At 38.0% G+C, this 2603-nt stretch carries 1 protein-coding gene; it reads right to left on the bottom strand.

Features of this window, described 5'->3' with window-relative positions; all coding sequences use genetic code 11:
• A partial coding sequence (locus Q0049_RS05955; protein ID WP_298117612.1) for a fibronectin type III domain-containing protein occupies window positions 1-2603 on the bottom strand: 2603 nt, incomplete at both ends.

Here is a 2603-nt window from a genome sequence, read left to right as displayed (position 1 = left end):
GGAAGTAAAATAGTATTTCCTGCACTTAACATCGTGCCAGTTCCATTAGAACCTGTGTAGTAATTTCCTGTTGTTAATGCTGGTAAAGTATAACTGTCACAAGCTACAACATTAGCTGGCGCATCTGGAACAGGAATAGCATTCACAGTAACTGTAAGTGATGTTGTATCTACACACGTTTGAGTTGGTGTTACATCAGGAGTAAATTCATAAGTAACAGTCGCAGCTGTAGCAGTATCAACAGTACTTGGAGACCATGTTCCAGTAATACCGTTTAAAGATGTTAAAGGCAATGTTGGTGCTGTTGCATTTTGACAAACACTTGGAATTGGATCAAAAGTTGGAATCGTTGGTGTATTTATTGTAACATTAATTGTGTCCTCAACCGCTGGAAGTGTTCCACATTGAATAATACATTTATATGTTCCTGATGATGTAACTGTTAAACTAGATGTTGTTTCACCTGGAATTAAATCTGAACCATTATACCATGCAAATCCTGTTGAATTTGTTGAAGTTGCATTAATAGTATATGAAGTTCCACATACCGTCACATCAGATCCTAATTCAAGTGTACATGGACAACTTGCCGAACCAGTACTACTTGTTTGAAGACCAAATACTATATTACTAGGTTGATTACTAAAATTAGTAATTAACAAAGTATAATATTGACCTGCAACTGCAGAAGGAATATTAGCAAACTCAACAGCTGCTGTAGAATAACTACAATCAACTATATTGGTAGGAAATGCGGTATTTCCATCAGGATAATCATAAAGAGCTGTACATGTTGGACCTGTTAATGGACCCCAAAGTATAAAATCAACATCAATCGGAGCTCCAGTTACAGAATTCGTTTGAGAGATTTGAAAGTTAATAGAACCTGAAGTATCAACTTGGAAATTATACCAAGCAGGGTTAGGAGTAGAACCTAAACAACCAGGCGAACCTAAACTTGGTACTCCTGTAGTACCATTGTATTGTTCATCTCCTTCATCACCACAAAATGAAAGACTGTCAGCACATGATGTTATTAATATAAAATTTCTTGGTCCTGCCCAATTACTGATATCTGTAGTAGAACATATAGCTCTTACATAATACTCATAATTTACATTCGTCATTAAACCTGTTGCAGTATAAGAAGTTGTTGTAACAATTGTTCCAACAGCTGTTGCTGGTGGCAAACCTGTACCTGCTGGTTGAATGATAACTTCCCAAGAAGTTGCTGTTCCATTTTCAGTCCAAGTTAAATTAACACTAGACGAAGATAATGGTGTTGCAACTAAGTTTATTGGCTTCGGGCATGTTGGCGGTGGAGCACATGTTACATTGGCAACCCAACCAGAATTTACACCACTTCCATCAGAAGTAAACACAAAAGTAAGACAACCACTTGCAGATGATGCCTCAATTTGAGGAGGCAGAGTAGCTCCAGTGTATGTTCCTATTAATGTTGCAGCAGCTGTTGGTCCATCATAAACTCTTAAAAAATCAAAATTATTTTCAGTAGCGAAAGAAGTAAAAGTAACTGTAACTTGTTGTCCTGGTATAGTTGGACATATGTTCCAAGTTACATTAGCATTATTACCATAATTGCTTGAAGCTCCACCTGGATCAACAAAAAATCCCCCACAAACTGGTGGTGCAATTATTGTAGTTATCGATTTTGGTCCAGCCCAAGTACTTAAATCAGATACTGAACATTGACTTCTTACATAGATATCATAACAAGTTTCAGAAGACAAGCCACTTAAAACAAATGGATTTGTTGAAGCTGAAACCCATCCTGTCGCTCCTGCAGTTGGAAAAGGTGAACCACAAGGCAATGCTAAAACCTGCCATGCAGTTGCTGTTCCTGTCTCTGTCCAAGCTAAATTTACTGAATTATGAGTAACTGCTGATGTTAATAAAGATTGTGGTTGAGGACATGTTGGCGGTGGTCCACATGTTACATTAGATGTCCATCCAGCTGCATTAGTAGATGCTCCACTTCTAAATCTAAAAGTTAAACAACCATTTGCACTTGTTGAAGTAAAAGAACCCGGATTTGCAGTTCCCCAATATGCACCAGCTAAACCTCCAGGAACTGTCCCTGTAGGGTTACCGCTTGAAATTAACGGTGACGCTATTGAGTTTCCATTGAAAATATATAAACCATCAGCGGTTGCTTGTGTATTGAAACTTGTAAAAGTTACTGTTACAACTTCACCTGGAATTGTTGGACAAATTGTTACAATAGAATTGGTATTATTTGCATAGTTTCCTGATGAACCTCCTGGGTCAGAAAATGTTCCACCACATGCAGGTGGCACTTGCTGTGTTGTTGCTGATACTGCTGATGTCCAATCACTAATATCAGTTGTACTACAAACTGCTCTTACATAGAAATCATAACAAGTATCTGGATTTAATGTATTTAAAACAAATGGATTTGTTGTTGCAGTAACCCATCCTGTAGCTGATGCTGTTGGCGTAGGACCTCCACAAGGAAGTGCAAGAACTTGCCATTCAGTTGCTGCATTTGTATTAGTCCATCCCAAAGTTACAGATGTAGCTGTAATTGCTGATCTTGTAACAGAAATTGGTTCAGAACATGG

Origin of the sequence: Flavobacterium sp. (assembly GCF_027484205.1) — a bacterium.
Taxonomy (GTDB): Bacteria; Bacteroidota; Bacteroidia; order Flavobacteriales; family Flavobacteriaceae; genus Flavobacterium.
The sequence above is the reverse complement of the archived record's forward strand: the minus strand, read 5'-3'. Positions and strand labels throughout refer to the sequence as shown.